This window comes from Geminicoccus sp. (assembly GCF_035556675.1).
In the GTDB taxonomy this organism is placed as follows: Bacteria; Pseudomonadota; Alphaproteobacteria; order Geminicoccales; family Geminicoccaceae; genus Geminicoccus.
In genome coordinates this window covers 1-5,228 of the sequence record NZ_DATMFZ010000085.1, presented here as the reverse complement: position 1 = coordinate 5,228, position 5,228 = coordinate 1, and the positions used below count along the sequence as shown (strand labels likewise).

Genomic DNA, 5,228 nt, shown 5'->3' with positions numbered 1-5,228 from the left:
GCTGCGCAGCTTGCGCGAATGGAGCCGGTCGGGGCCCTGCTCGCGCAGGAGCCGGATCGCTTCCAGCCCGACCAGCAGATGCTGCTCGACCCGCTGGCGGTAGAACTGGTCGGCGGAGCCGCGCAGCTTGATCTCGCCGTGCAGCGGCTTGTCGGAGACGCAGAGCAGCGTGCCGTAGGGCACGCGGAAGCGGAAGCCGTTGGTGGCGATGGTGGCGCTCTCCATGTCGACCGCGATGGTGCGCGACTGGGACAGGCGCTCGAAGAACTCGTCGTAGCGCAATTCCCAGTTGCGGTTGTCGGTGCTGGCGACCGTGCCGGTGCGCATCCGGGTCTTCTGGTCCAGGCCCGAGAGGCCGGTGACGTTGGCGACCGCCTGCTGGAGCGCCACCTGGACCTCGGCGATCGGCGGGATCGGCACGAACGGCGGGACCTCGTCGTCCAGCACGTGGTCGTCGCGGACATAGCCGTGCGCCAGGACATAGTCGCCCAGCTGCTGGGAGCGGCGCAGTCCGGCGCAGTGGCCGAGCATCAGCCAGCAATGCGGGCGCAGCACCGCCAGATGGTCGGTGATGGTGCGGGCATTGCTGGGGCCGACCCCGATATTGACCAGCGTGATGCCGCGGCCGTCGGGCCTGGTCAGGTGGTAGGCCGGCATCTGCGGCAGATGCGCCGGAGCGGTGCCGGACGCCTCCCGGTCGGTCAGGCGCGGGTTGGGGGTGACGACGTTGCCGGGCTCGACCAGGAAGTCGTACTCGTCGCCGTCCAGGATCTGCTTGCGGCCCCAGGTGACGAAGTGCTCGACATAGCGCTGATAGTTGGTGAGCAGGATGAAGCGCTGCACCCAGCCGGGCGAGGTGCCGGTATAATGGGCGATCCGCGCCAGGCTGTAGTCGACCCGCTCGGCGGTGAACAGGGCCAGCGGGCCCGGCTGGTCCTTCGTCCGCAGTGCGGTGCCGTTGGCGATCGAGTCGTCGGTGCGCGACAGGTCGGGCATCGGGAAGACGTGCTGGAGGCGGCGGCGCTGGACCTCGTCCAGATCGGGCGGGATGTCCTCGGTCACGAAGGGCAGCGGGATCGGCCGGTCGCTCACCCCCACCACCACCGGCTGCTGGTGGTTGTCCATCAGGATCGCCAGCTGGTTGCGGTAGTAGTCGCGGAAGAAGTCGGGGCGGGTCAGCGTGGTGCCGTAGACGCCGGGCTCGTGGAGCACGCCGTAGGCGAGCCTGCCGTCCAATGCCAGGTGGTGGGCCTCGACCACGATGCCGACGAACGGGTAGCAGGCATCGATGGGCCCGGGCTCCACGCCCTGGCCATAGGCCTGCAGCGCGTCGTGCAGCGTCTGGCGGGACTGGTGGTAGATCGCCTCGATCCGGGCCACCGCCTCGTCCGGATCATGAAACACGCTGGCGTGGCGGACGCCGTAGCCGCCGAACAGTTCCGCCAGATCGATCGCCATGAGCTGCCTGCTGTCCTTGCCTGTCGCTGCGGTCTCACTTAGCACGGCCCGGTCGATCCCGCCGCATCTGCCGGCTCAAGCTCCGCAACGAGATCCATGGCCCCTCCGCTCCTGGCACTGCGCACCGCCTCGCTCGGCCTCGGCCGCAAGCGCCTGTTCGACCAGCTCGACGTCTCGCTCGCCAAGGGCGAGCGGGTCTGCCTGATCGGCCGCAACGGCGCCGGCAAGTCGACGCTCCTGAAGGTGCTGGCCGGCATGGCCGAGCTGGATTCGGGCGAGCGCTTCCTCCAGCCGCGCACGGTGGTGAGCTATTTGCCGCAGGAGCCGGACTTCGGCGCACATCCGACGGCGCTGTCCTTCGTCGCGGCGGCCCTGCCCGAGAGCGTGGACCCGCCCTTGCGCAAGGTGATGGCCGAGGCGGTGCTGGGCCGGCTGGGCATGGACCCGGAGCGGCCCACCGCCCCGCTCTCGGGCGGCGAGGCCCGGCGGATCTCGCTGGCGGCGGCCCTGGTGGTGGAGCCGGACGTGCTGCTCCTGGACGAGCCGACCAACCATCTGGACATCGCGTCGATCGAGTGGCTGGAGGCCGAGCTGGCGTCGTTTCCGGGCGCGCTGGTGATCATCAGCCATGACCGGCGCCTGCTGGCCAACGTGTCGGCGGTCACCTGGTGGCTGGACCGGGCGAAGATCCGGGTCCACGACCGCGGCTTTGCCGATTTCGAGAACTGGTCGGAGCAGGTGCTGGCCGAGGAGGAGGCCAATCTCTACCGGCTGCAGAAGCGGATCGAGGCGGAGGAGCACTGGCTGCACCGCGGCGTGACCGCCAGGCGCAAGCGCAACATGGGGCGGCTGCGGCGGCTGCAGGACCTGCGCCAGCAGAAGCGGTCCTGGGTCGGGAAGACCGGCAGCGTCGACCTGCGCATGGATGCCGGCCAGGCCTCGGGCACGCTGGTGATCGAGGCCAAGGCGATCAGCAAGCGCTTCGGCGAGCGGGCGATCGTCCAGGACTTCTCGACCCGGATCCTGAAAGGCGACCGGATCGGGCTGATTGGGCCGAACGGGGTGGGCAAGACCACGCTGCTGCGGATGCTGACCGGGGAGCTGGAGCCGGACAGCGGCGAGGTCAGGCTCGGCACCAACCTGACGCTGGCGCGGTTCGACCAGACCAGGGCGCAGCTCGACCCCGAGGCCACGCCTTGGACCACGCTCTGTCCGGAAGGCGGCGACCAGGTGAACGTGCTTGGCCGCTGGCAGCACGTGGTGGGCTATCTGCGCTCGTTCCTGTTCGAGGAGGAGCAGGCGCGCACGCCGATCCGGGTGCTCTCGGGCGGCGAGCGCAACCGGCTGCTGCTCGCCAAGATCCTGGCGGCCCCTTCCAACCTGCTGGTGCTGGATGAGCCGACCAACGACCTGGACATGGACACGCTCGACCTGCTCCAGGAGACGCTGGACGGCTACGAGGGCACCGTGCTGGTGGTCAGCCACGACCGCGACTTCCTGGACCGGGTGGCGACCAGCACGATCGTGTTCGAGCCGGACGGCACGGTGCAGGAATATGCCGGCGGCTATTCCGACTGGCTGGTGCAACGGACCGCACAGGAGCCGGCGGCGGCGAGCAGGGCCGCCCCGGAGAAGCCCAAGTCGGAGCGGCCGAAGCGGCCGATGGAGACCAGGCTCCTGCGCGAGCTGGAGCGGCTGCCGGGCAAGATGGAGGCGGCCGCGGCCGAGATCGCCAGGCTCGAGGAGAAGCTGGGCCAGGCGGACTTCTACCTGAAGGACCCGGATGGGTTCGCCAAGGTGAACGCCAGCGTCGAAGCCAAGCGCGCCGAACTGGCGGCGATGGAGGAGCGCTGGCTGGAGCTGGAGACGATGAAGGAAGCGGCGGGGCTCTGAGGCCCGTTCACGCCGCATCCGGGGGGCGGCGAACAGCGGACTGGCCGACGGGTGGTATCACGCTAAGATGGGGCGGTCCGAGCGGTCCCCGTCGAGGGAGGGAGATCCTGGCCAAGACGACCCCTGCCCGCCTTCTGCTTCTCGCCGTCGCCGCAGCCGTGCAGTGTTGGCCCCTCGCCCTGGCATCGGCGGCGGCCGGGCCGCAGCCGGTGGCGGTCTTCCCGGTCGAGTTCGCCGACACCAGCGGTGAGCCGGCCGGGGCCGGTCGTTCCGGGCGGATCGACGATGCGACCGCGGAACTGGACCAGCTCCTCGAGGATTCAGGCAGGTTCCGGGTGGTCGACCTGGCGCCGGTGCGCGACCGCATGCTGGCGGCGGGACCGCTCCATCTCTGTGACGGCTGCTGGCAGGGCTTGGCCCGCGACGCCGGTGCGGAGGTCGCCGCGGTCACGGTCGTGCACAAGATGTCGACGCTGATCGCCTCCATGCATGTCTGGCTCGTCGATGTCGCGGCCGGGCAGGTGATCCGCGAGGGCGCGGTCTCGCTGCGCGGCGATACCGACGAGGCCTGGCAGCGCGGCATCCGCTATCTCGTCCAGAACGTCCTCCTGAAGGAGGACCCGGGCCATGTCTCGCGGTCGTCGCCTTTCCCGGGCGGCTGATGCGGCCGGACAACAAGTGCCGGAAATACTGTCTGGCAGAGCAATGAAAATCATCTTGCTTCGAGTCAGACACAATGCACATATATCTATTGCGCAACGCCTGATCACACTCGGGGAAGTGAGCAATGATGCTGCGCCACGAAAGATGCTGGCCCTAGGTCGTGATTGGTGATGCTTTTTCTGCTGGATGCAATCGTGGCTAGTATTGGGTCAGTGCTGCCCTGCCGCTGATGTCGGTAGTGAGACGTCTTTGTTCGTGTCGCCGCATCGTTGCCCACCGGATCCGGACATCCAGGTTGGAGGCCCGACATGCGGAAGTGGCCCACCTTGGCGGCGGTCGTGCTGTCTGCGGCAGCAGGTCCCGCAGTGGCGCTGCCGGATGGGCCGGCCACCGGCCCGATGGCCGGGATCTGCGGCGATTGCCGGGTCGAGCGCTTCACCCGGTGCGGTGCCCAGCTCAAGGGGCCTGCCTTCGACGGCGCGGGCAATCTCTGGATGGTGAGTGCGCGGACCGGCGACATCCACAAGGTGACGCCGGATGGCCGGTGCACGGCGGTGGCGAACACGGGCGGCGTGCCCGCTGCCTTGAAGTTCCACCGGGATGGCCGGCTGTTCGGCGCCGACCTGGCCCGGGGCATCTTCGTGCTCGATCCTGCCACAGGTGTGATCAGCGACTATGCCACCGAGTTTCGGGGCGAAGGCTTCGCCGGGCCGTACGACCTGGTGTTCGACGCGCTGGGCGGGCTCTACTTCACCGACGCGGGCACTGGCCGGGTGCGGTCGTCGCTGCTGTCCCCGACCGGCGCCGTCTTTCACGTGTCGCCGGAGCCGGTGAAGAAGGTCCGGCGGCTGGCGGGCGGGCTGGCCTTTCCGAGCGGGCTGGCGCTGGATGGCAACGGGCGGTCGCTCCTGGTGTCCGAGAGCAGCGCCAAGCGGATCGTCTCGATCCGCCTCCAGTCGGGGCCGGAGGCGCCGCTGATCAGCTCGGTGGTGGTCCAGCTCCAGGGCAAGCCCACGGCCGATGGCATGGCGTTCGATGTCGAAGGCCATCTCTATGTCGCCCATGCGGGGGCCGGCGAGGTGCTGGTCCTCGACGCCGACCAGCTCCCGGTCGGATCCATCGCGCTTCCGCCTGGGGCCGGCCGGACGCCCACCGGGCTGGCCTACCATGGCGGCCAGCTCTACGTGACCGAGGCGGACCGGAACGAGGTCTGG

The 5,228-nt window shown here is 69.4% G+C and carries 4 protein-coding genes; 3 read left to right on the top strand and 1 reads right to left on the bottom strand.

Translation table 11 applies throughout. The features are described 5' to 3' along the window. Positions 1–1,458 (bottom strand): AMP nucleosidase (locus tag VNS22_RS07120; RefSeq protein WP_325731016.1); only part of this gene is annotated, 1,458 nt, incomplete at its 3' end. Positions 1,459–1,554: 96 nt separating this feature from the next. On the opposite strand from VNS22_RS07120, the gene VNS22_RS07115 reads away from it, so the two are divergent. The 3 genes from VNS22_RS07115 to VNS22_RS07105 form a co-directional block, all read left to right on the top strand. Beyond that, positions 1,555–3,351 carry an ABC-F family ATP-binding cassette domain-containing protein gene (locus tag VNS22_RS07115; protein WP_325731014.1) on the top strand — a complete coding sequence of 599 codons (1,797 nt, stop codon included), beginning with the start codon at positions 1,555–1,557 and terminating at the stop codon, positions 3,349–3,351. Positions 3,352–3,560: 209 nt separating this feature from the next. Then, positions 3,561–4,013, top strand: coding sequence for a DUF3280 domain-containing protein (locus VNS22_RS07110; protein WP_325731012.1), 453 nt, complete (start codon positions 3,561–3,563; stop codon positions 4,011–4,013). A gap of 309 nt (positions 4,014–4,322) precedes the next feature. Then, positions 4,323–5,228 (top strand): SMP-30/gluconolactonase/LRE family protein (locus VNS22_RS07105; protein ID WP_325731010.1); only part of this gene is annotated, 906 nt, incomplete at its 3' end.

What these genes read in the sequence shown, in the direction of transcription:
- VNS22_RS07115 (WP_325731014.1), top strand. Translation starts at nt 1,555, where the DNA reads ATGGCCCCTCCGCTCCTGGCACTGCGCACCGCCTCGCTCGGCCTCGGC.